Origin of the sequence: Veillonella sp. oral taxon 158 (assembly GCF_018376515.1) — a bacterium.
In the GTDB taxonomy this organism is placed as follows: Bacteria; Bacillota; Negativicutes; order Veillonellales; family Veillonellaceae; genus Veillonella; species Veillonella rogosae.
In genome coordinates, this window is record NZ_JAHABE010000004.1 from 150,250 (window position 1) to 173,246 (window position 22,997).

General features: G+C 39.4%; 23 protein-coding genes and 2 riboswitches. Of the genes, 19 read left to right on the top strand and 4 right to left on the bottom strand.

What is annotated here, in order from left to right; all coding sequences use genetic code 11:
- The first annotated feature begins 152 nt into the window (after positions 1 to 152).
- Complete coding sequence (locus tag KH364_RS04150) at positions 153 to 380, top strand: hypothetical protein (RefSeq protein ID WP_273298720.1); 228 nt, start codon at positions 153 to 155, stop codon at positions 378 to 380.
- Between the two features lie 98 nt (positions 381 to 478).
- Here KH364_RS04150 and KH364_RS04155 read toward each other — a convergent pair whose 3' ends face one another.
- Positions 479 to 1,891: a hypothetical protein gene (locus tag KH364_RS04155; RefSeq protein ID WP_273298721.1), complete on the bottom strand. Its 1,413-nt coding sequence runs from the start codon at positions 1,889 to 1,891 to the stop codon at positions 479 to 481.
- Between the two features lie 500 nt (positions 1,892 to 2,391).
- Between KH364_RS04155 and glmS the strand changes: the two genes are divergently transcribed.
- The 10 genes from glmS (at position 2,392) to KH364_RS04205 (ending at position 11,788) form a co-directional block, all read left to right on the top strand.
- Positions 2,392 to 4,224, top strand: coding sequence for a glutamine--fructose-6-phosphate transaminase (isomerizing) (gene glmS / locus KH364_RS04160; RefSeq protein ID WP_273298722.1), 1,833 nt, complete (start codon positions 2,392 to 2,394; stop codon positions 4,222 to 4,224).
- A gap of 58 nt (positions 4,225 to 4,282) precedes the next feature.
- Positions 4,283 to 5,269, top strand: a complete 987-nt coding sequence (trpS, locus tag KH364_RS04165) for a tryptophan--tRNA ligase (RefSeq protein ID WP_273298723.1) — start codon at positions 4,283 to 4,285, stop codon at positions 5,267 to 5,269.
- Between the two features lie 36 nt (positions 5,270 to 5,305).
- On the top strand, positions 5,306 to 5,782 hold the full coding sequence (locus tag KH364_RS04170; protein ID WP_273298724.1) for a hypothetical protein: 477 nt from the start codon (positions 5,306 to 5,308) through the stop codon (positions 5,780 to 5,782).
- Between the two features lie 142 nt (positions 5,783 to 5,924).
- Positions 5,925 to 6,737, top strand: a complete 813-nt coding sequence (locus tag KH364_RS04175) for an amino acid ABC transporter substrate-binding protein (RefSeq protein WP_273298725.1) — start codon at positions 5,925 to 5,927, stop codon at positions 6,735 to 6,737.
- A gap of 123 nt (positions 6,738 to 6,860) precedes the next feature.
- Entirely contained in the window at positions 6,861 to 7,517 is a 657-nt protein-coding gene (locus KH364_RS04180; RefSeq protein ID WP_009352132.1) for an amino acid ABC transporter permease, read from the top strand.
- A gap of 153 nt (positions 7,518 to 7,670) precedes the next feature.
- Positions 7,671 to 8,429, top strand: a complete 759-nt coding sequence (locus KH364_RS04185; protein ID WP_054748040.1) for an amino acid ABC transporter ATP-binding protein — start codon at positions 7,671 to 7,673, stop codon at positions 8,427 to 8,429.
- 8 nt (positions 8,430 to 8,437) lie between these two features.
- Entirely contained in the window at positions 8,438 to 9,709 is a 1,272-nt protein-coding gene (locus KH364_RS04190; protein ID WP_273298726.1) for a hypothetical protein, read from the top strand.
- A gap of 170 nt (positions 9,710 to 9,879) precedes the next feature.
- Positions 9,880 to 10,326, top strand: coding sequence for a universal stress protein (locus tag KH364_RS04195; RefSeq protein WP_105081589.1), 447 nt, complete (start codon positions 9,880 to 9,882; stop codon positions 10,324 to 10,326).
- A gap of 193 nt (positions 10,327 to 10,519) precedes the next feature.
- A complete protein-coding gene (locus KH364_RS04200) occupies positions 10,520 to 10,810 on the top strand; it encodes a metalloregulator ArsR/SmtB family transcription factor (protein ID WP_024063797.1) in 291 nt (96 codons plus the stop codon).
- A 102-nt stretch (positions 10,811 to 10,912) separates the two neighbouring features.
- Positions 10,913 to 11,788 carry a DMT family transporter gene (locus tag KH364_RS04205; RefSeq protein WP_227283262.1) on the top strand — a complete coding sequence of 292 codons (876 nt, stop codon included), beginning with the start codon at positions 10,913 to 10,915 and terminating at the stop codon, positions 11,786 to 11,788.
- Between the two features lie 54 nt (positions 11,789 to 11,842).
- On the opposite strand, the gene KH364_RS04210 is transcribed toward KH364_RS04205, so the two are convergent.
- The gene (locus tag KH364_RS04210; protein ID WP_273298727.1) at positions 11,843 to 12,832 is read right to left on the bottom strand and encodes an AEC family transporter; all 990 of its coding nucleotides are present in this window, start codon (positions 12,830 to 12,832) and stop codon (positions 11,843 to 11,845) included.
- A 378-nt stretch (positions 12,833 to 13,210) separates the two neighbouring features.
- Here KH364_RS04210 and modA point away from each other — a divergent pair, with 378 nt between their 5' ends.
- The 3 genes from modA (at position 13,211) to KH364_RS04225 (ending at position 15,403) form a co-directional block, all read left to right on the top strand.
- The gene (gene modA, locus KH364_RS04215) at positions 13,211 to 13,999 is read left to right on the top strand and encodes a molybdate ABC transporter substrate-binding protein (protein WP_105081591.1); all 789 of its coding nucleotides are present in this window, start codon (positions 13,211 to 13,213) and stop codon (positions 13,997 to 13,999) included.
- A gap of 97 nt (positions 14,000 to 14,096) precedes the next feature.
- Positions 14,097 to 14,765 carry a molybdate ABC transporter permease subunit gene (modB, locus tag KH364_RS04220; protein ID WP_105081592.1) on the top strand — a complete coding sequence of 223 codons (669 nt, stop codon included), beginning with the start codon at positions 14,097 to 14,099 and terminating at the stop codon, positions 14,763 to 14,765.
- Between the two features lie 8 nt (positions 14,766 to 14,773).
- Positions 14,774 to 15,403: an ATP-binding cassette domain-containing protein gene (locus tag KH364_RS04225; protein ID WP_273298728.1), complete on the top strand. Its 630-nt coding sequence runs from the start codon at positions 14,774 to 14,776 to the stop codon at positions 15,401 to 15,403.
- A gap of 211 nt (positions 15,404 to 15,614) precedes the next feature.
- Here KH364_RS04225 and cytX read toward each other — a convergent pair whose 3' ends face one another.
- On the bottom strand, positions 15,615 to 16,811 hold the full coding sequence (cytX, locus tag KH364_RS04230; RefSeq protein ID WP_273298729.1) for a putative hydroxymethylpyrimidine transporter CytX: 1,197 nt from the start codon (positions 16,809 to 16,811) through the stop codon (positions 15,615 to 15,617).
- Positions 16,812 to 16,867: 56 nt separating this feature from the next.
- Positions 16,868 to 16,973, bottom strand: a riboswitch (TPP riboswitch).
- Positions 16,974 to 17,055: 82 nt separating this feature from the next.
- Positions 17,056 to 17,150, top strand: a riboswitch (TPP riboswitch).
- A 63-nt stretch (positions 17,151 to 17,213) separates the two neighbouring features.
- Here cytX and thiW point away from each other — a divergent pair.
- The 3 genes from thiW to thiM are packed head-to-tail and all read left to right on the top strand — an operon-like array spanning position 17,214 to position 20,057.
- The gene (gene thiW, locus KH364_RS04235; protein WP_265138495.1) at positions 17,214 to 17,693 is read left to right on the top strand and encodes an energy coupling factor transporter S component ThiW; all 480 of its coding nucleotides are present in this window, start codon (positions 17,214 to 17,216) and stop codon (positions 17,691 to 17,693) included.
- Positions 17,693 to 18,535: a bifunctional hydroxymethylpyrimidine kinase/phosphomethylpyrimidine kinase gene (thiD, locus tag KH364_RS04240; RefSeq protein WP_273298730.1), complete on the top strand. Its 843-nt coding sequence runs from the start codon at positions 17,693 to 17,695 to the stop codon at positions 18,533 to 18,535. Before thiW ends, thiD begins: the two co-directional genes overlap by 1 nt.
- Positions 18,536 to 18,539: 4 nt before the next feature.
- Positions 18,540 to 20,057, top strand: coding sequence for a hydroxyethylthiazole kinase (gene thiM / locus KH364_RS04245; RefSeq protein WP_273298731.1), 1,518 nt, complete (start codon positions 18,540 to 18,542; stop codon positions 20,055 to 20,057).
- Positions 20,058 to 20,248: 191 nt separating this feature from the next.
- Here the strand turns inward: thiM and rbr are convergent, their stop codons facing one another.
- The gene (rbr, locus tag KH364_RS04250) at positions 20,249 to 20,794 is read right to left on the bottom strand and encodes a rubrerythrin (RefSeq protein WP_054748060.1); all 546 of its coding nucleotides are present in this window, start codon (positions 20,792 to 20,794) and stop codon (positions 20,249 to 20,251) included.
- 803 nt (positions 20,795 to 21,597) lie between these two features.
- Here rbr and KH364_RS04255 point away from each other — a divergent pair.
- Both KH364_RS04255 and selD read left to right on the top strand, forming a co-directional pair.
- Positions 21,598 to 21,801: a DUF951 domain-containing protein gene (locus tag KH364_RS04255; RefSeq protein ID WP_004693828.1), complete on the top strand. Its 204-nt coding sequence runs from the start codon at positions 21,598 to 21,600 to the stop codon at positions 21,799 to 21,801.
- 9 nt (positions 21,802 to 21,810) lie between these two features.
- Entirely contained in the window at positions 21,811 to 22,842 is a 1,032-nt protein-coding gene (gene selD / locus KH364_RS04260; protein WP_273298732.1) for a selenide, water dikinase SelD, read from the top strand.
- Positions 22,843 to 22,997: the final 155 nt, after the last annotated feature.

The following is a 22,997-nucleotide window of genomic DNA, read 5'->3' on the forward strand; positions in this document are numbered from 1 at the left end:
GGAACCAACTCTAAATATTTATCTTATTATGATAGTGAAATAAAAGAGTCTTTAGCGGTTATTTATATATTTGGAGTAAATTGATTTTTAGTAATGCATTGCTAGAGATATTATTATTGGCTATAAAAAGAAATTTGTTAAGGAGGAAAATAATGGGCTTGTTTGATTCAATTAAAGAAAGTATTAAGGAATCTTATAATGATTTTCAAGAAGGTAGACGATATTATAAAGACAAATATGAATGGCGTGATGATGAATGGATAATTCGACGTTATGAAGAGTTGAATGATAGGGCAAGACGTAATATTATGAGTATTAAAGATGGTGAATTATCAGCACTACACGATATTATGCGTGAAAGAGATTTATTAGATGATTAGCATAAGGTAATGCCCTAAATGTTAAAGAGGATTGTGAGCTCTGTTACTCGCAATCCTCTTTATTTTTTAGATGTTGTAAATTATTTGATGTATATGAATTATTTATCAGCCACAACGAGTTTGTATCCATTTAAGTGAATGTTGCTGTTCGTTGTATCTTCGTTAGTTAAGGATTTTACATAGCTGTCACCAGTAAGTGTCCAGCTAGAGTCTTTGCTGATTTTTACTGTAACTTCTTTAGCTGTATTGTCGGTATTGATAGCTCCCACAAGGCTAGAGCCATTTGCCATGTCTAGCGCTATGGTGCTGATGGCGTCAGCAACGATGTTACCACTTAATGCTTGGTTAGATGCGCGGAGTGTGAGGTGACCGCCGTTTTCGCCAGTTTTACCCCAACGAGAGTCAGCCGCTGCTTTCACGAGGGTAGTAGTATTAGGCATGGAAATAGCATTGTTAGATAAATCTACTTCAGCCGTAGTGTTGTTTACATAGATGAACGCACCTGTGGAGTAGGTTGTGAGCGTGTTATTTTCTGCTTTAAGGCGTGCAATACCGCTTTCAGCATCACCAGAGAAGCTTTGGTAGAGCATAAATCCATTGTCTTTGTAGCCAGTTACATTTGAGTTTGTAATGGTAATGGAGTTTTTGCCTTCTACAACGCCAATTTCACTGTTATTAGCTACGCCATTTACATTGTTAGCTGTAATATTACCCGTTGAATAGATAACAGGGCTACCTGCGCCAGAGGTTGTCAGTTTAGCGGCTTCCGCAGTAATCGTACCTTCGCCACGGTCAGTAGCAAGGGTAGCAGAGTGAGCACCTTCAGTAGTGATCGTTAGATTTTTACCATTTACTGTGCCTTTATACGTAGCATCTAGACCACGAGAGGAATCGCTTTTAGTGTGAATATTAGTATTCTCTACGTTGATAACAGAACCTTCACCGGTAGCAAAGACTGCATTGGAACCATTGGAGTTAGATGTAATATTGCTACCCTTAATGTTGATTTGGCTGCCATCAATACCAAGAATGACCGCATTTTGACCTCGGAAGTTACTGTTGTCATCGCTTGTAGTATTACCACTTTTATCGAAAACGCTGTTTTCGATAGTTACGACTGCTTTATTTTTGCCTATGAAAGCATTCTGGTCAGATGTTGTATTAGCAATTAACTCATGAGCGATAGATTTGTTTTCTGTTATTATAGACGTACCTGTGAAAGTACTAGGATCTACTTCGGCTTGTGGTGCCATGCCAGTAGGCGGTTTGCCATGTGGCGCACCATTTGGTGGTGTGCTACCTTGAGCAGATGGTACAGTTGGAGCTTGTTCTGTAGTGGTTACAACAGCTACGTTAGTATTCGCTTGTGTTTCTGCTGCAAAGGTTGGAATGAAGGCCAATGTAGATAAGGCGGCACCTAATACGGCAGGGAGCACCCAACGGCGTAATTTTCTGTATTGTATGTTATTTTTATGTGTTTTATGTTTCTTTTTTATAATTGTTTTATTCATACTATTTCTCTCCTAAATTGTATAAATTGATTGTACTTGAATAGTAAAATCTAATTGTATAAAATATAGATTGATAGCAGTATAATTTCTTACAATGAAAATACTGTGAAGTATAGAAAAAATCTTTTTTTATTGCCTCTGAATTAGGTTCGGAGGTTTACATCTTATCGATTTTTTTAGTATAATATAGCTCAGTACATAATTCATATTTGTACTAATTCTGCCGTATATCATAGAAAGGAAGTCCGAATTCGTAAAGGCGAATAGCGCAAGTACCCGCGAAGGCAGTCGTTAGGGTAGACGAGGTGAAGAGTGATCGAATAATCAGCGGATGCTCTTCCGGCACATTCATGTCGTAACAGATATTAAAAATCCCATCGGTAACGATGGGGACAAAGTATATTTGGTTGAATAGTTAAAATAGTAATTAAAAACATTAATTTGTTAGCCTTAGTTGTTGGCTGGGGCTAGAATGCCCCCAGTTATAGGAGGATATACTTATGTGCGGTATCGTAGGATACATTGGCTTTAATCAAGCATCTGATTTTTTATTGGACGGTATGGCGAAATTAGAATACCGTGGTTATGACTCTGCAGGCATCGCTGTTATTGGTGCTGATAATGTAATCAAAATTCAAAAAAAGGTTGGCCGTCTAGCTAATCTTGAGGCGATTGTAAAAGCAGATCCTAATGAAGGGACTGTAGGTATTGGTCATACTCGTTGGGCTACTCATGGTCGTCCATCCGATATGAACTCCCATCCTCATTCCTCTGAAGATGGTAAATTTGCTGTTGTTCACAACGGTATCATTGAAAACTACATGCCTTTAAAAGAAGAGCTCATCGAAAAAGGGTACTATTTCAAATCTGAAACTGATACTGAAGTAGTAGCTCACTTATTGGCAGATATGTACGATGGCGATTTCGTAGGTACTGTACGCCGCATGCTTGCTCGTGTTGACGGTGCGTATGCTCTTGAAATCATCTGTGCTGATGAGCCAGACAAAATCATTTGTACTAAAAAAGAAAATCCATTGGTTATTGGTCTTGGCAAAGGCGAAAACTTTGTTGCCTCCGATATTCCAGCGATCATTAACTACACACGTGATACATACATCTTGAGCGATGGCGAATTAGCGATCGTAACTCGTGATAATGTATCCGTATTTGACCGTGAAGGTAATGCTGTCGATAAAGAAATATTCCACGTAAGCTGGAATGCAGAGGCTGCTGAAAAAGGCGGTTATGAACACTTCATGTTGAAAGAAATTCATGACCAACCTAAAGCAGTTCGCGATACATTTGGTACACACATCTCCGAAGATGGCAAAACAGTAATCTTTGATGAGTTGAATTGGACTGCTGACGATGTAGCAGCTTTCAATAAAATCCTCATCGTTGCATGTGGTACAGCATACCATGCAGGTCTTGTAACAAAACAATATATTGAAAACTTGGCGCGCATTCCTGTAAATGTGGAAATCGCATCTGAGTACCGTTACAGCAATCCATTGACTGATGACAAAACATTATGTATCGTTATCAGCCAATCCGGTGAAACATCCGATACATTGGCAGCCTTGAAAGAGGCTAAACGTCATGGCGCTAAATCCTTGGCCATTACAAACGTAGTAGGTTCTAGTATTTCCCGTGAAGCAGATAACACTGTATATACATGGGCTGGTCCTGAAATCTCTGTAGCGTCTACAAAAGCGTATACTACTCAATTGGTAGCAGGCTTGTTGTTCGCTGTATACCTTGGCCAATTAAATGGTAAAATGGATCCGGCTTTAGGCGGAGAAATCCTTTGCGGTGTTAAAAGCTTGCCTACATTGATTCATGAAATCTTTGAAGTAGACGAAGATATGAAAGCCTTTGCAAAACATTATGGCTTCAAATCTGATGCGTTCTTCTTGGGTCGTGCTATCGACTACGCAGTAGCGATGGAAGGCGCTTTGAAATTGAAAGAAATTTCTTACATCCACGCTGAAGCATATGCTGGTGGCGAGTTGAAACATGGTACATTGGCTCTTATTGAAGAAGGCGTACCTGTTATCGCATTGGCTACACAAGAAGATGTGTACGATAAGATGATTAGCAACATCCGTGAAGTAAAAGCTCGTGAAGCTGTTGTAATCGGTATTGGCATGAAAGGTGACGAAGAATTATCTAAACATGTAGACCATACAATCTATGTGCCTCGTGCAAATAAATTCATCGCTCCAATCCTTGCGGTTGTACCATTGCAATTATTGGCGTACTACGCAGCGATTACACGCGGCGCAGATGTAGATAAACCACGTAACTTAGCTAAATCTGTAACCGTAGAATAATATATATAACCAACAGTGCTTCGGCACTGTTGGTTTATTTCAATATAGGGAGACTATTATGGCAGTTATATTTTCCGGCATCCAACCAAGTGGGGAATTAACACTTGGCAACTATTTGGGGGCTTTACGTAATTTCTTAGACTATCAAGATACTGATGAATGTTACTATTGCATCGTTAACCAACATGCGATTACTGTACCGCAAGATCCAAAAGAGTTATTCCAAAATACTCGTAATTTGGCTGCGTTATACCTTGCAGTTGGTCTCGATCCAAAAAAGGTAACATTGTTTGTGCAATCCGAAGTACCTGAGCATGTTAAACTCGGTTGGGTTATGCAATCTATTAGTTATGTAGGCGAATTAGAGCGTATGACACAGTACAAAGATAAGTCTCAAAAGCAAGGTGACTCTATTCCTACAGCATTGCTTACGTATCCACCATTGATGGCGGCAGATATTTTGTTATATGGTACTAATTATGTTCCTGTAGGGGATGACCAAAAACAACATCTTGAGTTGACTCGTAATTTGGCAGAGCGTTTTAATCGTAGATTTGGTGAAACTTTCGTAGTACCTGATATTAAGGTAGGCGAAGGTGGTGCTCGGGTTATGAGCTTACAAGAACCAACTAAGAAGATGAGTAAATCTGACGACAACCAAAATGCTACAATTCGCCTTTTGGATGCGCCAGATTTGATTGTGAAAAAATTGAAACGGGCTCAAACCGACTCTGATAATGCAGTGCGTTACGATAAAGAAAATAAACCTGGCATTTCTAACTTGATGGGTATTTACCGTGCTATTACAAAAGACAGCTACGAAGCTATTGAAGAAATGTACGCAGGCAAAGGTTATGGCGTGTTCAAATCTGATATTGCTGACCTTTTAGTAGCAACCCTTGAACCAATTCAACAACGCTATAATGAATTGATTGCAAGTCCTGAACTCGATATCATTCTCGATGAAGGTGCTGCTAAGGCGCAAGCTAAAGCTAGTGTAATGTACCGCAAGGTAGAACAAGCTATGGGCTTGTGCCGTAAATAAAAACATATAGTAGACTTTCAATTTGTGAGGAAAACCATGACGAAACAAGAGGCGATGGAACGCTTTTCATCAGGTGCCGTACAACAGAGCTTAGAAATACATCGCGGAATCCAATGGACCGGTCGCATCATCGGTCTTGTGGTATGTGCGTTAATCGTAAAATATATGCCCTCAGACTGGGTAGAACGCGTATGGTATTATCTGTTGTTGCTCGTCATATTGTGGACCCTTCATAGATTAGGTGAAAGTCAAGCTTTTATCTGTGAAAATGGCCTCGTGTTAAAGCGAAGGCCTTTTTCTGTGAAAGAATACTTTCACAGTCTCTTTAATGGGGATGAGTATTTTGTCTTTGTCGATTACGATCATATCATCGGTTTTACCGAAGGGTGGCGTGAATTGCAGGCTATGAACGGTCATGGTGGTATTTATGTAATACCCCTTGATTTAACTCAAGTACCATATAAGGACAAAATGGCCATGATAGAGGCCATCCATAAGCATACGCAGTCATAAACTAAAAAATCAAAAATTCATCAAATTAACTATTTACAACTTTAATGAACTAAAGTATAATACAATCATCAGGTACAGAAAATGAACTGTACGAATCATAAAAGTTTGTAGAAATTAGGCGATAATGCCGTGGAGGATAGTTATGAATTGGAAAAAGATGATGGCCGTTGGCCTTGCAGCTGTGTCTATGATGGTATTTGTAACGGGTTGTGGTGGGGACGCTAAAAAAGCGAATACAGAATTGCCTAAGAAAGTTGTCATTGGTTTAGATGATAGCTTCCCTCCAATGGGCTTTAAAGATGATAAAGGCGAAATTGTAGGCTTTGACATCGACCTGGCAAAAGAAGCAGCTAAACGTGCTGGCATGGAAGTAGAATTCAAAGCGATCGACTGGTCCAGTAAAGAAGCGGAACTAAAATCTAAAAAAATCGACGCGTTGTGGAATGGTTTGACCGTATCTCCTGAACGTGAGAAAAATATTTTGTTCTCCAATGTATATATGAAAGACAAACAATACATCATCGTTCGTAATGAAGATGAGTCCATCAAAGGTAAGGCTGATCTTGCTGGTAAAGTGGTTGGCGTACAACAAGCTAGTACTGGTGAAGCTGCATTACAAAAGGATGAAAGCGGTAAAACTGTTAAAGAAACAAAATCCTATGCTGATTTCGTAAGTGCTTTCATGGATCTTGGTATTGGACGTGTAGATGCAGTTATTGCTGATGGTGTTATCGCTCGTTACCTCATGACAAAAGAGCCTGGAAAATACAAAATCGTAGAAGGTACTGATTACGGTGTAGATAACTTTGCTATTGGTTTCCGTAAAGAAGATACTGCTTTGCGTGATAAAATCAATGGTATCTTAGCTGAAATGAAAAAAGACGGCACTGCTGATAAAATTGCTGAAAAATGGTTAGGCTCCGGCGCAGACCTTGATAAGAGCGATGCTAAATAGTACGATTCGTGGTATACTAATAGTACTATGGTCAGTAGGTACAACTGATAATTAAAGAACGAAATGTACACTAGAGAAGAGGCCAGATGCCTCTTCTCTAGTCGTGTTTTGAAGGAGCATTCCATGTTAGATTATTTATTGCAGATTATTCCAACCATCGCCGATGGATTAAAGGTAACCGTATCACTGTTCTGTATTGTATGGATTTTATCTATCCCAGGCGGCATCCTGATGGCTATGTTGCGTCTATCTAAATTGCCTTTAGTAGATAAGCTAGTAGACGCTTTCGTGTACTTAATGCGTGGTACACCGCTGATGTTACAAATTTTATTCGTTTATTATGCTTTACCAATCATTACCGATGGGGCCATTCAAATGGACGATGCGACGGCAGCCGTTCTTACCTTTGTATTAAACTACGCAGCTTACTTATGTGAAATTTTCCGCGGTGGTATTCAATCCATCTCTCGTGGTCAATACGAAGGGGCAAAGGTACTTGGTTTTACGTACTCTCAAACTATGCGAAAAATCATCTTGCCGCAAATGTTTAAGCGTGTATTGCCACCTCTTGCGAATGAAACGATTAACTTGTTGAAAGATACATCTCTCGTGTATGTATTAGCGATGAATGATATCTTGCGTATTACGAAGTCTATCGTACAACGTGACTTTGATATTTCTGCATTCCTTGTGGCAGCAATATTCTATTTGATCTTTACCTTTATTTTGACGAATATCTTCAACTACTTAGAACGAAGATTTGCTGTATACGAAGATTAATCTATTTCTATAGTAGTTTGTCGTATGTAATGATGTAGCTAGGTTTATAGGTGAGATACTTTTATTTGATGCCTATAGATGCGATCTTGTAGATGACATATCTTTACTTGAGGCGCTAGTTATATACTGAATATGACGATGTAAGAGGTACTTATGACATTTGTAAATATGGAGCGTATTGAAAAACGCTTTAACAATCAAACAGTATTGCGCGATGTATCGCTCAAAATGAATAGAGGGGAAATTGTTTCTATCATCGGACCTTCTGGTTCTGGTAAATCTACATTTTTGCGCTGTTTAGGGCAGTTAGAGACTATCGACGGTGGTTCAATTACTGTAGATGGCACTGTTCTTGCTAGTACTGATGCTAATGGCACTGTAAACTATGCAAGCCAAGAAACACAACATGACTTGCTATTACGCATGGGCATGGTATTTCAATCCTTCAATTTATTCCCGCATATGACTGTGCTCGACAACATTATGATTGCACCGCGTATGGTAAAAGGCATGAAGGATGAAGATATTCTACCGATTGCAGAGCAATTACTTAAGAAGGTAGGGCTCTGGGAAAAACGCGATATGTATCCATCACGTTTATCTGGTGGTCAGCAACAACGTGTAGCTATTGCTCGCGCCTTAGCAATGAACCCTGAAATTATGCTTTTCGATGAACCTACATCGGCTCTTGACCCTGAGCTTACTGGTGAGGTTCTTAAAACGATTAAACAATTGGCTGATGATCATATGACGATGATTATCGTAACCCATGAAATGAATTTTGCTCGTGAAGTATCTGACCGCGTCATCTTCATGGCAGATGGTGTTATTCAAGAAGAGGGAACACCAGAACAGATTTTCAACAATCCACAGAACGCTAGAACAAAAGCGTTCTTGGATAATATGTTATAGGAGGACCTATGAAGTTACGTTTGATTGCAGCAACACTTGCTGTTATGGCTTTGGGGACGACCTCTATCATGGCAGAGGGTTTAAAAGGTATGCCTGAAACACCTTTGGCGATTGTAGAGTCTCAAAAGGATTCGGCCTCTATTTTGCCAGACCAATATAAATCCTATGCTACTCAAATGAACACGGTAGTTAAGGACTATAAAAATGGTTATACTTTTACAATTCCTTGGCGCGTAGCCGACGGTGTCATGCTAGATATGGATGTGCGTAGTGAAAGCGAGCATATTCAAGGTTATTCCTTCAACTTAGCCGGTCCAACTCAAGATGATGCTTATACGGTGTCTTTTACAAAGCGTAATAATACACCACAAGATGGAGTGTCTCAAAAGGAATGGAATACGACTTGGTATGGTGTGCCGATTAAGGGCCTGTCTAGTGAGGAGTATTTGAGCATTTGGCGTCAACATAGCAATGCCTTTGAGCATAATGATATTGTAGGTGGTTTCTTTAGTAAGAAAGGCGCTACATCTGCTCGTTGGGATAAAACAACGCCGAAATCTTATGCAGAAATGACCTCTACAGAGCCGGTACAATCTGTGTTTGAAGCGGAATTCATTATGGATAAAGATCCTACGCATCGCTATAATTTGGTTAGTACCTATGCGCCAATTCAAGCGGACTTCATGGAGGCTGGCTTGATGGAACATACGATTCCATCCTTTGAACTAATCAACAAAAAGAATTCTAATGCTATTAAAGGGGTTAAACAGTTCTTAACTGGAACGAATGATATTAGTGTGGCAGAAGGCATCAAGTTTACGTATCCAAAAGGCTTCACTCGTCTTAACGAGAAAGGTAAGATTGCTTTCACTAAGCATAATATTCGCCTCGATGTAGAGTCTTTTACAATCCCTGTACAAGCCGTTAGCACAGGGATGCCGACGATGATGGGTAAGCAAATGCTTGGTGATTATTACCTCAAACAACTGGTTGAGGTGAATAAGGCGAGCATTACTCGTTATGAAACGCATATCATCGATGGAAATGTAATGTTCTATCTTGCGGGACATATGAAAAATCCGAATACCTCTGATACATCGGCGGCGGCTCCAGTATCCTTTGGTGCTACCATCATCCTTGGTAATGAAGGCAATGTAGCAGTAGCACGTATGATTGGTCCGTCAGGTGTTAGTTTAGCTACACATGAGCTTATCGATATACTAGATGGATTTAAGCTGACTACGACTCTCAATACTAATCAATCTTCACAAGTTCTCTAATATACACATAATATTCTTTTATTTGTATAATTCTGTATAATTTGTGCTATAATGTAATAAATCCTTTTGGAAAAAGAGGAGTTTTCCTTGATAGTCTAGAATATATTAGTATAGGCTAAACGATCTTTGATCATATCCCCTTTGAGGGATTAGTAATAGGAGGGGTTATTATGGTTACCTACAAAACTATTGTCGTACCTACTGATGGTTCTGAAAATGCTAAACGTGCATTAGAGCATGCTCTTGCAGTAGCAGACCGCAACCAAGCTGAATTGATCGTTGTTCACGTTGCGAATATCGTATCTGCTATTTCCAATTTCGACCAAACACCAATCTCTGGTGGCTACGTATCTGAGCAAATTGCTGAAGATATGGAAGAAACTGGTAAAGAAATTCTTAACGATGTAGTGCAAGAAATTCCTACAGGCGTTAAAGTTAAAAGTGTATTCGAAGTTGGCTCCCCAGGACCTGCATTACTTGCAGTAGCTAAAAAATACGATGCTGATCTTATCGTAATGGGTAGCCGTGGCCTTGGTCCTTTGAAAGGCTTATTCATGGGTAGCGTAAGTAGCTATGTAACAAGCCACTCCACTTGCCCTGTACTAATCATTAAATAATGCATATCCTGTTTTGATATGTTACAAAAAGAGACTTTGTTTTTACAAAGTCTCTTTTTTAATATAATAAAAATGATATAATGTTTATATGTATGCTCTACATATGAGCAATCTAATTTAAGAAACATCGATTAGTTATACATAAGAAATACAGATTATAAGCATGGATATGAATGAAATTAAGGGGGACTATATGAGCGACAAACAAGAATCATTGCTAAAGCTAGCAGAGCTGTTTAAAATCTTGGGAGACCCTACACGCCTTAAAATAGTAGAATTATTATTAGAAAATGAAATGTGTGTTAATCATATTGCAGAAACAATGGGAATGGGTCAATCTGCTATTTCACACCAACTACGTGTATTACGTCAAGCACGCCTTGTAACCTATCGTAAGGAAGGGAAAACTGCATACTACTCTCTAAACGATGATCATGTAGAAGGTCTAGTAAGAATGGGTATGGAACACGTATCTCATCAATAATACATTTTATTACAATGAACACCTTTCATCATATTATGAATGAAAGGTGTTTTTAGTTATGTTAGATATGAGAGTGGAGATGTATATATAGTGAACCTGTTGATGAAAAATATAGGTATATTTGTGGTATTTATTGCCACGGTATTTTTATCAACCAAATCAATTTGGGCAAAGTTAATTTATCTAGATTCATTAAGTCCTTTGAGTGTTCTGGCATATAGAGCGCTTTTATCATTACCTTTTTTTATCCTACCAATGATTCATTTTAATTGGCAGAGTGTGAATAAAAAACAAGTTTTTTATTATTCTTTTGTTGGAGCAGTTCTTTATTTAATTTCGTCTATGGCAGACTTTATAGGGTTATTATATATTTCTGCTTCTTTAGAACGTGCCGTTTTATTTACATTTCCTATCTATGTATTTTTACTATCATCAGATTTATCCAGAATTACGATTTCAAAGATTGTGTTAATTATTCTTACTGTTTTAGGATTAGGGATTATGTTTAATCCCACTGTTGACAGTCATTTTACTAATACTTTAATAGGCGTGTTATTAGTTTTAGTTTCTGCTATATTTTGGGCTTTATTCATGATTTATAGTAAGCGGGTCGTTTTAAGTATTAGTCCTACTATATTTACTAGTACATATATGTGTATAACTACAGTGTTTTTACTTTTTGGCTTTATACTAAATAGTGGTGGCTTTTCGGAGATTGTAGCACTCCAACCTCATACTATAATTTATTTAATTTTCTTGGCTATTTTCTGCTCTATAGTTCCATCATACTTAATGTCCTTTGGGCTAAAGAAAATTAGTGCATCTCTTGCAGCAGTTATTAGTGCAATGGGCCCAATAGTTACTTTGGGTTTAGATGTAGTTATTCTTAATCATCACTTAGGCTTAAATGAAATTATAGGTGCTATAATAGTTACACTTTGTGTGACTTGTTTGACGAGACTAAATGCTAAGGCGTAAAAAAATCACTCATAGTTGATGACTATGAGTGATTTTTTTATAATTTTTATATTTTTAATATAATGGGAAAAGGTAATAGGCGATTGTAATAAATAGAGGCATAGTTACTGCCGATAGAATGGTGGTGCCCATAACGATTTGCGTAGCATATTCAGGATTATTCTTCATTTCAATTGCAATGAGAGACATATTGATAGCTGTTGGTACGCTATAGGTTATGATAATAGTTTGAGCCGCTATTGGATGCATAGGGCCATAGAACTTGATGAAGAGTATGGTCATAGCAGCGGCTATGAGTGGGCTTATTACAAGTCGCAACGTCGTTGCAAGCATAACATCTAGTTTAAAGAAGTTTAATGGCGTTCTGTTAATTTGTACACCTAAGGCAATCATAGCAACACCGACGAAAGCGTTGGCGAAGATATTAAGCGGTGCAAAGAAGAAGAGACCATGTAAATCAAAGGGCAACAACTGGCAGAGTAGAGCCATTGGGATGGCATAAACCATTGGCATGTGGAACACTACTTTTAGTGCATCTCGAGGACTTAGCCTGCCCGCACCAGCTTGGTAGAACCCATACGTATTACTGCTGATGGTTTGAATAATCATGATGGATACGACACTTACAAGACCTAAGTTTGCATAGGGGGTGGCGCCATCAATAACATAGGGGACGTTTGTAAATACAAATATAGCAAGGGCGACACCCATATTCCCTACATTGTTAAACATAACACAGTTTTTTAAGGTCGCGATTTTGGCTACGTCATAACCCTGCATTCGACCAACTACATCCGATAGTATGGAGTTTAGTATGAGTACACAGAATGCAACAAATACAATTTCTAATGTGCCTGAGTTAAGCTTTGCTTCATACATAGCTCTAAATATAAAAGTAGGTAATAATATGTAGAAGTTCAGCTTACTCAGCGTATACAGATCAAGTTTAAATTTTCTATCTAATATAAATCCAACCCCTATAAGTATTAAAATAGGTATCATGGAATTCATAAAGATATGGCCTATTAATACGAATAAATTCATTATCTCACCTAGAGTTTCTTATTAAAATAGGACATAGTATTAACTTATTATATAACTGTATAGAGTAAATATACAGTTAGTATTATATGAATGATTAGTGGATAAGTTTCAAAATCTGCTCGGAACTTTCTTATCCTCTATAGTATTATCATACCATAGTATGTATTATTTGAGGTTTAAAAATTTATCTATTATGATTACTAATCATAATCATCAGAAATATCTATGCAGAATGTGAGCTTTTGCATACGACCTAAACTATGTATTTATAGTATAATGTGAATATATTGTATATTTAGTTTCTTGTTAGTCGATGTGTCTCAAGGTTTGACCATAGCTTTCACAGTGTGGAGTCCGGAGGGATGCACAGGAGGAATTATGAAACGAATTCTATTAGTATTAATGAGCGTTTTTATGCTTGCTTTTCTAGTAGGCTGTGGTAACGATGCAAGCAAACCGGCAGAAACAGGTAAACCAAGTACATCTGAAAAGATTACGGTACAAGCTGCTGCCAGTCTTAAAGGGGCTCTTACAGAACTGGCTGATGCTTACAAAAAAAGTCATAATTTAGCAGACGATCAAATTGCTATTAACTTTGCTGGTTCTGGCACATTACGTCAACAAATTGAACAAGGTGCACCAGCTAGCTTATTCATCTCTGCTGACGAAAAAAATATGAAAATGTTACAAGAAAAAGACCTTGTAAGTGATGTAAAACCATTCGTTACAAATGAACTCGTTCTCGTAGTTCCAAAAGGTCAACCTAAAGTTGAGTTAGATCAAATTGCTACTGTGAAACGCATTGTATTGGGCAACCCTGAAACAGTGCCAGCTGGTAACTATGGTAAACAAGTGTTAACAAAATTAGGCGTTTGGGAACAAGTAGAGCCTAATGTAGTATATGCAAAAGATGTAAAAGCTGTAACCGCATCTATTAGCCAAGGCGCTGGTGATGCTGGCTTCATTTACAAAACGGATGCTATTGCAGCAGGTGATGCCGTTCAAATTTCCGCAGTAACACCTGCAGACTCTCATGATCCAGTTATCTATCCAATTGGTATCATTAAAAAATATGACAATGCATTGGCAAAAGACTTTTACCAGTACGTAATGAGCCCAGAGGGCCAAAAAGTATTAGAGAAATACGGTTTCTCCACTTCTAAATAAGGGTAAAACGCTAGCTCTCATGGCTAGCGTTTTCTTATGGTACAATATAGATATTGTACATAGCCTAAATTTGTTGTATATAGAAAGGGGGAGTGGCATGAGTCCATTCTGGCTATCGCTGTGGGTGGCGAGCATTGCCCTCGTTATTGTTATCCTAAGTGGCTTAGCCGTTTGCTACTGGATGAATCGCTGTAAATGGGGCGGCATTGCTATTCTTGATGCTCTTATTACATTGCCTCTAGTACTACCTCCTGTAGTCGTTGGTTTTGCGCTGCTTATGGTATTTACACCGGGCTATGCCTTTGGGGCTTGGCTTGAAGCTCATGGCATGAGCGTCGTCTTTGCCGCTTCTGGTGCTGTCATAGCCTCTTCTGTTATTGCATTTCCACTGTTTTATCAAACGGTACGTTCTGCATTGCAGTCCGTAGATCATAATATGGAGGATGTAGCTCGAACATTAGGTGCTTCAGAACTACGCATTTTCTTTACCATATCTGTACCGCTCGCATGGAAAGGTATTTTAACAGGTAGTATTTTAGCGTTCTGCCGTGCTATGGGCGAGTTTGGTGCGACCATCTTGATTGCTGGTAATATTCCAAGGGTAACACGTACTATGCCGTTAGCTATCTACTCCTATGTAGAGGCAGGGCAGTATATGGATGCCTTTGAGCTAGTTATTTATATTTGTGTTCTTACATTGGCGTTACTGAGCGGGATTCACCTTATTACAAAAGGTTCCTTGTTCCGCCATACAGATAATAATTAGGAGGCTCTATGATTACATTTTCCTTTACTGTAGCTAGACCTTCTGTGACTGTGAAAGCCGATGGTGCTCTGCCGTCTGGCATTACTGTGCTGACTGGGCAGTCCGGTAGTGGTAAAAGTACGTTTATCAAATGCATCGCGGGCCTCGTGAAACCCACAACTGGCAGTATTCAATGTGATGAAACAACGTGGGTTGATCGCGATAAAAAGCTTTGGGTGCCCGCTCAAGAGCGCCAAGTAGGCTATATGCCACAAGGCAATATTGTGTTCCCCCATCTATCGGTAGAACGGAATATTACCTATAGCAAACGAGGCACACCTGACATGTGTAATACGTTGTTACAACGGTTAGGTTTAGAAAAATACCGCCATACTAAGGCGGGTAGATTATCTGGTGGTGAGCAACAACGGGTTGCACTTGGTCGTGCTCTCTACTCTAAACCGACTGTGTTGCTCCTCGATGAGCCTTTATCTGCACTAGATTGGAACTTGAGAAAACAAGTTCGTGAGGATCTCGTATCTATCATCCGTGAATGGGATGTACCTTGCGTATGGGTTACCCATGATGAAAGCGAAGCAGAAAGCGTAGGCGATAGACACTGGACCTGTGAAAACGGACTTATTACGATTGCTGAATGATGATAAACATTCAAATCATATAGTTTTGATACAGTGATAAAATACTTTAAAATTAAACAGAGATACATAAAACACCTTCATAATCCTATGAACTACAGCTCCAAAAATTGTGTCCAATTTTTGGGAGGCAGTTCACTACTGGCGGATTGTGAAGGTGTTTTTTCTTAACTAGTTAATACTAATGATAGCAGTGTATGTACTTTCATTTTTGTTATTGCTTGATTTCAGCAGATGTGTGCGCTGTTTTACTTATAAATCCAACGATAGCTGTAACGACAAATGCCATTGTAAAGGCTGGTAATGTAGCACCTATTGTGCTTTCACTATGTAACATATAGTGGTATAAACCAACGGATACGGCCCAAATAAGACCTCGCACGAGATAAGCGGATAATGTTTGTACTTGTTGGCGATTGATAAAGTAGTCCGCCAATAAGATGGCAATCATCGGCGCAAATACAGAACCAATGAGGTATAGGAAGTCTGTAATATCATCCATTGGATATAGAATAGCTGCAATAGTGCCCACGATAGTAACGATGACGGCGATACCTTTACTAGATGCACCATTATAGATAGTTGTACTAGATACGCCTGCAGAGTAAGCGTCCATAAAGGTTGTAGTAACGGTAGAGAAGATGATAACGATAAGGCCCGCAAGGCCCAGTCCTGCATTCATCATGATCGTAATGATGGAGTCGCCACCGCCAAAGATTGCGGCACTAAGACCTAAGGTGTACATAACGATACTTGTTACAGTGTAGACTGTAGCACTTGTAAGTGATGCGGAGAAAGGTTTTTTACTTTCACGGGTATAATCACTGATGAGAGGTAGCCAGGATAGTGGCATGGCAATAGATAACTCAAGGGCAGCGATGAAACTCATGTTTCCGCTAGTTAGAAGGATACCTTCACTAGGCCACTGCGATATCATGTGAGCGCCCATGTAGAGGGTGAGTCCTAACAATAGAACTGATACGATGGCTTGAATATAGCCCGTATTGTGGAGGCCGATGAAAAGCCACAAGATGACAAGTGCTCCGATAGCTATCGTCCAAATCATAGGGGATAGAGGTGCTAGCTCTTGTAAGGCTAACATAGCATCGTAGATCATGATGCTAGTCCAGCCGATAAGTTGAAGCATATTTAAAACGGCAAAGCCTTTAGCCCCTAGTGGGCCAAAGCTGAAGGCGGTAGTATTCATACTACCTTGCCGTAAACGTCCACCGATGAGGCCCGCTCCAAAGAGCAATATACCGCCGATGATATGCCCCAGTATGATGGCATATAGACCTTGAGTGAGCCCTAAGGGGGCCAGATAGGTTCCTGTCATAATTTCCGCTATAGATAGAGCGGCACCAAACCATATCATGGCGAACTGTGGTTGTGTAATGTATGTGTCTTTCATACGTCCTCCTTGCCAGGAAGTCATAGAAAAAGCCGAGTCCCCAAAAAGGAACTCGGCTATTAATCCTCTATGTTCCCTACGTTGGTATTATCCAAATCAGGTTATGGGTTAAAGCGATAGCTTACTCTCAGCCCACTCTTGTGAGCACCCCGTTATGGCTTCATTATATGCGGATAATAGAAAACCGTCAATTCTTTTTGTTGCATAGATTGTATAATGATGTTATAACTAGAGTATAAAAATATATTGCCACTAGGGGTGCTTTTGCTGAGATTGACCATTCAAAACCCTAGACCTGATCCAGATAATACCGGCGTAGGGAAGTGGAGTGCAACATAATACTAAACTATTACGAGACCATTCCATTTGGAGTGGTCTTGTTTTTATATGTTTGGAGGTATTATGAAAAAACTGATTATTGCTAGCATATGTGTGGCCTTAGGTGTAGTATTATCTACTACATCAATTCCTGTTGGGCCGGCTCGTATTTTTCCGTTTCAACATATGATTAATGTTATCTTAGCCGTTGTAGTGGGGGCAAGATTTTCCGTAGGTGCTGCCTTTAGTACATCTTGTTTACGCAATGTATTGGCACTAGGTTCTCCTTTAGCCTTTCCTGGCAGCATGATTGGCGCTTGGTTATCGGCTTATTTATATAAGAAATATAACGCTCTATGGGCGGCGGCTCTAGGCGAAATCATTGGTACCGGCCTTATCGGTGCTCTTGTGAGTTATCCTATAGCCAATTTCTTGTTAGGTAAACCTTTGGCATTGTTGACTTTGATTACATCCTTCGCCATGAGCTCTGTGGCAGGTGCTTGCATTGGTTTCATAGTATTACAAATCTTATCTCGTCGTCATCTATTACATAAGGAGGCATAATGAAACTACATACTGCATTGACAATTGCTGGTACTGATCCAAGTGGTGGTGCTGGTATTATGGCCGATTTGAAATCCTTCCAAAGTCGTCACGTATACGGCATGGCTGTTGTTACCTCTGTGGTAGCCCAAAATACGACGGGCGTACATCATGTAGAACATCTATCGCTAGAGAGTATTGACCGACAATTACACGATGTGTATTCTGATATTGAACCTCAAGCCGTTAAGACGGGCATGATTGCTTTGCCGGAGATGATGGATCTTATCTATCCTTATGTGAGTAAACCAATTCCTTATGTAATGGATCCCGTTATGATTGCTACTAGCGGTGACCAACTTGTATCAGATGAGGCAGTAAATTTCTTGAAATCCAAACTTATTCCGACGGCTACAGTGATTACACCAAACCGCAGCGAGGCTGAGGTCTTAGCGGACATGGCTATTAATTGTGAAAGCGACATAACAACGGCGGCGAATCGTATCTTACAGGACTTAGGGCCTCAAGTAGTTATCATTAAAGGCGGTCACATAGGCGAAGATGCAACGGATTATGCTTTCACTAAAGATGGTAGCGTCCGTACTTGGACAAGCCCTAAATATGATACAGTGCATACTCATGGTACAGGCTGTACCTTTTCCGCCGTGATTACGGCGGAGCTTGCAAAGGGCCGTGATGTAATGGATGCTATTGGTATTGCCAAGGACTATATTGCACTTGCTATTAAACATAATCCCGGGCTGGGAAATGGCTGTGGTCCCGTTAATCATATGGCTTATGGCCTCTTATCTAATGGACCTGAAACGATGGATGAGCTCTTGAAAAATGACGAGAGGAGATAGTGATATGACCTATGAAAATCCATATATGAATGGTCAAATTTGGCCTGAACTCAATATATTAGAAATCTTGCGCCAGAGAAACCCTCTCGTTATTTGTATTACCAATGATGTGGTGAGGACCTTTACGGCCAATGGTTTACTCGCCATTGGCGCATCGCCTGTGATGAGTGAGTGTAGTGAAGATTTGAAAAATCTCATCGTCCATGCATCGGCGCTACTCATCAATATTGGTACTCTTACACCAGACAAAGTTAGTTACTACAAAGATGCCATAGCACTGGCAAAGAAACATGAGGTTCCTATCGTTTTAGATCCAGTAGGTTGTCATGCGGGGGCTTATCGTCTATCTGTGGTGTTAGACTTGATTAAGACTGGTGATATCTCATTAGTACGAGGTAATCAAAGTGAAATTAAAGCTATCTACAATGCTTTAAGTCCTAATACTCAGGCAGATATATCCACTACCGGTAAAGGTGTAGATGGAGGACAGATCGAGGATAGTGCTATTATCGCCTATCGTCTAGCGCGCCTTATCAACTGTCCTGTTGTAGCTACTGGCGAAGAGGATTATGTTTCCGATGGAACTCGGGTATTTGCCGTTCCACACGGACACCCTATTATGACGGCTGTAACGGGCACGGGCTGTCTATTAGGGGCTGTATTGGCGGCTTTCTTCAGTGCTTATTATCCATGTAAAAATAGACTATCTATGGGTGAGTTTCTCGGCTATGCATTGGCATACTATGGTTTGGCCGGTGAAAGTGCAGTGCAGGTAAGTGGCGTACAACCTGGTAGCTTTAGTGTAGCCTTTATGGATAGCTTATATACACTGGATGATGCGGTGCTTATGTCTGAAAATCGTATACGGCCTATAGTTGTGCCAGATCAATTACAAGTATATTTCATCAGTGGTACGCAAGATGTGGAACTGAATGAAAATCGTTTGCTCTCTATCGTAGAGGACGCTTGTCGAGGCGGTGTGACTTGTTTCCAATTTAGAGAAAAGGGCGTAGGTACCTTAGTGGGGCAACAGAAACTAGAGTTAGCTCAACAATTACAACAAATCTGTGCAAAGTACAATGTACTCTATGTTATCAACGATGATGTAGACTTAGCAGTAGCTGTTAATGCTGATGGTGTACATGTAGGTCAAGAAGATATGCGTCTAGAAGAGGTGCGTAATCTTGTGGGCCATAAGGTGGTTGGTATTTCTATTCACTCTGTGGAGGAACTACATAAGACCGATGTAATCTACGCTGATTGTGTAGGTGTAGGACCTATGTACGCTACAAGTAGTAAGCCTGACGCTCAAGTACCGTGCGGACCAAATCGAATTACTGAACTACAAGCAGAAGGGCTAACATTACCATGTGTAGGAATTGGTGGCATCACTTTAGATAATGCGAAACCTATACTACAAGCAGGGGCTTCTGGTGTGGCTGTAATTTCTGTTATTGCTCATGCAGATAGTCCTTATGAAGCGGCGCAAGAATTTAAACATTTAGTTGATGGTATTAAGTAGTTAGTATATTAGATAATAGAATATACTCTTTAATAGTAAATAGAACACAAAAAAAGACGATGACTTGAGTCATCGTCTTTTTATTAAGGAAGTTGTCAGTACTTACTGTAAGATTAAGTGTACTTACATGTATAGTTTCATTAAAATCTGTACTTACAGGTTGTTAGTTTAGTTAGTGTAGTACTTACAGATTAGATGGATTCAACGAAACGGTGGAAGAAAGCTTGTGGGTGAGCACATACTGGGCAAACTTTAGGAGCTTCTTCACCAACGTGTACATAGCCACAGTTAGCGCAGATCCAAGCTACTGGTTGGTCGTTGTGGAATACTTTGTTACCAGATACTTGAGCTGCTAATGCAAGGTAACGAGCTTCATGACGAGCTTCGATTTTACCAACTTCGCGCATTTGGTAAGCGATTTTTGCAAAGCCTTCTTTTTCAGCTTCGTCAGCGAAATCTTTGTACATTGTAGTATGTTCGTAGTTTTCACCAGCTGCTGCATCACGAAGGTTAGCTTCGATATCGGAAGATACGTCGCCACCATGAAGAGCTTTGAACCACAATTTAGCATGAGCGGATTCGTTGTGAGCTGTTTCTTCGAAATAATCAGCGATTTCGTTCATGCCAGCTTTACGAGCTGCTGCTGCGTAGAAAGTATATTTTTGGAATGCTTGGGATTCGCCAGCGAATGCTGCTTGAAGATTTTTTTCAGTGTTTGTACCTTTTAATTCAGCCATTTTAATACTCCTTTGTACTTACGATAATTTTCAAATTTGTTACTTAACTTATATATTCATAACCACTTGGTTGTGAATTCAAATAATAGAATACTTATTCTACAATTTTCGTGGGCGACTTCGCCTTGGTAAGAAAACTTATTCTTAGATCAAATAGACACTTGTCTAACTCTTAAAATAGTACTTACTTATTTGTGTTTTTCGGCACTTGCCGTCTTAACAGTTTTATATACAATGTGCTATCCGTATACTTAACGAATAATCATTGTTGACTATATTGTAACATACTAAATGAGAAATGCAAGTGTTTTTGTAAAATTTATTTCGAAAATTTTCTAAATGATAAATATTATCAACGTAGTAAGAATGCGGTTTCTTAAAGAATGAAAAGTATGGGATTTACAAAAAATAGTCATTTTGATATTGAGAATGATAACTAAATGAAAAATCATTATTGATTAGTTGTTGATATTATTTTCTTTAGATGTACTAATAATTCCTCATAATATAGAGCTTGTTAGCCAAAATTATTTTTGGCTTATAACTATAAAATGTTAAATATAATTACTGATCAACAGGTAAGCGACATATAAATCAAAGTTAGAAATTGTAAAACAGAACAGAATAAACTAAATAAGAACGGTAAATAGAATAAGATAGAATAAATAGATTCAGTAAAATAAATAGAATAAATAGTATGTTGTTATATATAAGATGGTTGAACTATAGAATTAAGATATATTTATAGAATCAATTGATTTATGTATAATAAGTATATACATACTAACGTAAAAGGAGGCGCTATGGCATTTGTTAGATATTATGTAGGCGATGTGGTGAAGATGAAAAAATCACATCCTTGCGGTAGTGACGAGTGGGAAGTGAAACGTATTGGCACGGATTTTCTCATCGTATGTAACGGCTGTGGTCATCAACTGCTGATGCCGCGCCCTAAATTTGAAAAGGCTGTCAAGAAAATCGTTTCTCGATTGCCAGAGAATGAGTAAGGAGGTCTTATGGTACGACTTACCGACTATGTGACAAATGGGGGCTGTGCGTGTAAGATCGGTCCGCATATATTAAATCGTGTTTTGAAAGCAGTGACACCTGTTACAAATGACCAAGTCTTAGCGGATATGACTGGTTCTGATGATGCAGGTGTATATAAAATTTCTGATACATTGGCATTGGTACAGACTTTAGATTTCTTCACCCCTATGGTGAATGATCCCGTTTTATTTGGTAAGATTGCCGCTGCTAATGCATTAAGCGATGTGTATGCTATGGGTGGAACTCCATTGACTGCCATGAACATCGTAGGCTTTCCAGTACCTCTTGTTGAGCAAGGAATATTAACAGACGTGTTAAACGGCGCGGGTTCAATTGTCGCCGAATCTGGTGCAGCTATCGTAGGTGGCCATAGCATAGAAAATAAAGAACCCATCTTTGGTATGTCTGTGACAGGGCAAGTAAATCCTAATTGTATTTGGAAAAACAAAGGGGCCCAAGTAGGGGATGTATTGGTACTAACAAAACGTATTGGAACAGGTATCATGAATAATGCGCTGAAAGCAGATTTATTCCCTGTAGGTACAGAGCAAGCTGTCACTAGCATGAGTACTTTAAATAGAGTAGGTGCAGAGGTTGCTCACAACTATACTGTGCATGCTTGTACTGATGTGACTGGTTTTAGTCTTATGGGGCACTCTGTAGAAATGGCTAGTGCCTCGGATGTGACAATACACATTAAGGCTTACGACATTCCTCTCTTTGATGATGTCATCGAAGCGGCTCAGATGGGATTAGTACCAGCTGCATCCTATGGGAATCGCAAAGCTATAACAGACGTTCAAGTAGATCAGGCTTTGGACCCTGTATGGACGGATATTCTCTTTGATCCACAAACTTCTGGGGGCTTACTCTTCTCCGTACCTGCTAGCGAAGGGACTCAATTAGTTGATTCCTTACATCAGGCTGGTATCGACTGTGCGGCTATTATTGGTACTGTTGAAAGTTTCAGTGGGCTAGCGGTACGTGTTACAGAATAGATTTATAAAAAATACGTTTTTTACCATTGGCAAGCGATATTTAATTACAATATCATTAGCTGATAGCTGATAGCTGATAGCTGATAGCTGATAGCTGATAGCTGATAGCTGATAGCTGATAGCTGATAGCTGATAGCTGATAGCTGATAGCTGAT

Bases quoted from the DNA above. Each gene is read 5' to 3' on its own strand.
- cytX (WP_273298729.1), bottom strand. From the start codon at position 16,811: ATGAAAGACACATACATTACACAACCACAGTTCGCCATGATATGGTTT.
- KH364_RS04225 (WP_273298728.1), top strand. From the start codon at position 14,774: ATGATTACATTTTCCTTTACTGTAGCTAGACCTTCTGTGACTGTGAAA.
- selD (WP_273298732.1), top strand. From the start codon at position 21,811: ATGGTACGACTTACCGACTATGTGACAAATGGGGGCTGTGCGTGTAAG.
- glmS (WP_273298722.1), top strand. From the start codon at position 2,392: ATGTGCGGTATCGTAGGATACATTGGCTTTAATCAAGCATCTGATTTT.
- KH364_RS04155 (WP_273298721.1), bottom strand. From the start codon at position 1,891: ATGAATAAAACAATTATAAAAAAGAAACATAAAACACATAAAAATAAC.
- thiW (WP_265138495.1), top strand. From the start codon at position 17,214: ATGAAAAAACTGATTATTGCTAGCATATGTGTGGCCTTAGGTGTAGTA.
- KH364_RS04210 (WP_273298727.1), bottom strand. From the start codon at position 12,832: ATGAATTTATTCGTATTAATAGGCCATATCTTTATGAATTCCATGATA.
- KH364_RS04190 (WP_273298726.1), top strand. From the start codon at position 8,438: ATGAAGTTACGTTTGATTGCAGCAACACTTGCTGTTATGGCTTTGGGG.
- modA (WP_105081591.1), top strand. From the start codon at position 13,211: ATGAAACGAATTCTATTAGTATTAATGAGCGTTTTTATGCTTGCTTTT.
- KH364_RS04150 (WP_273298720.1), top strand. From the start codon at position 153: ATGGGCTTGTTTGATTCAATTAAAGAAAGTATTAAGGAATCTTATAAT.
- KH364_RS04255 (WP_004693828.1), top strand. From the start codon at position 21,598: ATGGCATTTGTTAGATATTATGTAGGCGATGTGGTGAAGATGAAAAAA.
- thiD (WP_273298730.1), top strand. From the start codon at position 17,693: ATGAAACTACATACTGCATTGACAATTGCTGGTACTGATCCAAGTGGT.
- KH364_RS04195 (WP_105081589.1), top strand. From the start codon at position 9,880: ATGGTTACCTACAAAACTATTGTCGTACCTACTGATGGTTCTGAAAAT.
- KH364_RS04200 (WP_024063797.1), top strand. From the start codon at position 10,520: ATGAGCGACAAACAAGAATCATTGCTAAAGCTAGCAGAGCTGTTTAAA.
- thiM (WP_273298731.1), top strand. From the start codon at position 18,540: ATGACCTATGAAAATCCATATATGAATGGTCAAATTTGGCCTGAACTC.
- modB (WP_105081592.1), top strand. From the start codon at position 14,097: ATGAGTCCATTCTGGCTATCGCTGTGGGTGGCGAGCATTGCCCTCGTT.
- KH364_RS04180 (WP_009352132.1), top strand. From the start codon at position 6,861: ATGTTAGATTATTTATTGCAGATTATTCCAACCATCGCCGATGGATTA.
- KH364_RS04175 (WP_273298725.1), top strand. From the start codon at position 5,925: ATGAATTGGAAAAAGATGATGGCCGTTGGCCTTGCAGCTGTGTCTATG.
- KH364_RS04185 (WP_054748040.1), top strand. From the start codon at position 7,671: ATGACATTTGTAAATATGGAGCGTATTGAAAAACGCTTTAACAATCAA.
- rbr (WP_054748060.1), bottom strand. From the start codon at position 20,794: ATGGCTGAATTAAAAGGTACAAACACTGAAAAAAATCTTCAAGCAGCA.
- trpS (WP_273298723.1), top strand. From the start codon at position 4,283: ATGGCAGTTATATTTTCCGGCATCCAACCAAGTGGGGAATTAACACTT.
- KH364_RS04205 (WP_227283262.1), top strand. From the start codon at position 10,913: ATGAAAAATATAGGTATATTTGTGGTATTTATTGCCACGGTATTTTTA.
- KH364_RS04170 (WP_273298724.1), top strand. From the start codon at position 5,306: ATGACGAAACAAGAGGCGATGGAACGCTTTTCATCAGGTGCCGTACAA.